The sequence below is a fragment of the Actinotalea sp. C106 genome, from assembly GCF_023630195.1.
GTDB lineage: Bacteria > Actinomycetota > Actinomycetes > Actinomycetales > Cellulomonadaceae > Actinotalea.
In genome coordinates this window covers 1-1,302 of record NZ_JALPKN010000506.1, presented here as the reverse complement: position 1 = coordinate 1,302, position 1,302 = coordinate 1, and the positions used below count along the sequence as shown (strand labels likewise).

At 74.4% G+C, this 1,302-nt stretch carries 2 protein-coding genes; both read left to right on the top strand.

What is annotated here, in order from left to right; all coding sequences use genetic code 11:
* Positions 1-263, top strand: a 263-nt coding sequence (locus tag L0B03_RS18045) for a ComF family protein (RefSeq protein WP_374205029.1), incomplete at its 5' end; no start/stop codon positions are given.
* A 187-nt stretch (positions 264-450) separates the two neighbouring features.
* On the top strand, positions 451-1,080 hold the full coding sequence (gene hpf, locus L0B03_RS18040; RefSeq protein ID WP_250448408.1) for a ribosome hibernation-promoting factor, HPF/YfiA family: 630 nt from the start codon (positions 451-453) through the stop codon (positions 1,078-1,080).
* Positions 1,081-1,302: the final 222 nt, after the last annotated feature.

The window sequence follows — 1,302 nt, the reverse complement described above, 5'->3', positions numbered from 1 at the left end:
CGGCGACCCGGCTGGCCCGTCGCGGGGGAGGGCGGGACCAGGTCGGGCTCGGTGCGCGGGCGCGCGACGTCAACACCGCGGGGGCCTGGCGGGTGCGGTCCGGGGGCGCGGAGGACCGCGGTGCACCCCACCTCCTGGTCGACGACGTCGTGACGACCGGGAGCACCCTGGCCGGGTGCGAGCGCGCTCTGTCCGGTTCGGGTGCACTCGTCCTGGGCGCTGTGGTCCTCGCGGCGACTCCACCCCCGACACGGGACCTCTAGCGTTTCCCCCCGGGGTCCCGGGGGGCTAGCGTCTGGACATGGAGCACCACACCGAGGCCGCGCGAGGACGCCAGCCGATCGTGCCGCGCTCCGATCTCCTGAGGAGGTGGTGCTCCTCGTTCGCCCCGTGAGGGCGTGCCCAGCAGTCCATCGGACGGCGTCGCCGTCCCACCTGTAGGAGGTCAGCATGGAGATCGTCGTCGTCGGACGTCACGTCGAGGTTCCCGACCGGTTCCGCCGCCACGTGGAGGACAAGCTCTCCAAGGTCACGCAGCTCGCTCCCCGCGCCCAGCGGGTCGACGTCGAGCTCACCCACGAGCGCAACCCCAGGCAGTCGGAGGTGTCCGAGCGGGTCGAGCTGACCGTCCGTGGCAAGGGCCCCGTGATCAGGGCCGAGGCCAGCGCTGACGACGAGTACGCGGCCCTGGACGCCGCGACCACCAAGCTCCTCGAGCGGCTGCGCCGCGCTCGCGACCGCAGCAAGGACCACCACCGCGGCCCGACGATGCCCTCCGTCGAGGTCCTCCCGCCCGAGCCCGAGCCGGCACCCGAGCCCGAGCCGGCCCCGCCGGCCCTCGGCGAGGCGGTCGAGTCGACCTGGGGCGACTCCCCGGTGGTCATCCGCGAGAAGATGCACCAGGCCCTCCCGATGACCCTCGACGACGCCCTGTACGAGATGGAGATGGTCGGGCACGACTTCTACCTCTTCATCGACGCCGAGACGGCGCTGCCCTCTGTCGCCTACCGGCGCCGGGGCTGGAGCTACGGCGTGATCCGGCTCGACGCCCCGGTGGCCACGACCGCGCAGGCGGTCTGAGCCCAGGCGGAGGCGGTCGAGGCGGGGAGGTCTTCCCTGCGTCGACCGCCCTCCGTCGTCTCCCGGGTGCCGAGGTGGACCGGGTCCGCCCGGTGTCGGTGGGACGGGCCAGGATGGGCTCATGATGGCCTCCCTCACCCCTGCCCCGGCGGTCGGGGCCGCGCTCACCCTGGAGCAGGCGCGGCGGGTCGCGCTGCGCGCCCAGGGCCTCGCCGGGCCCCG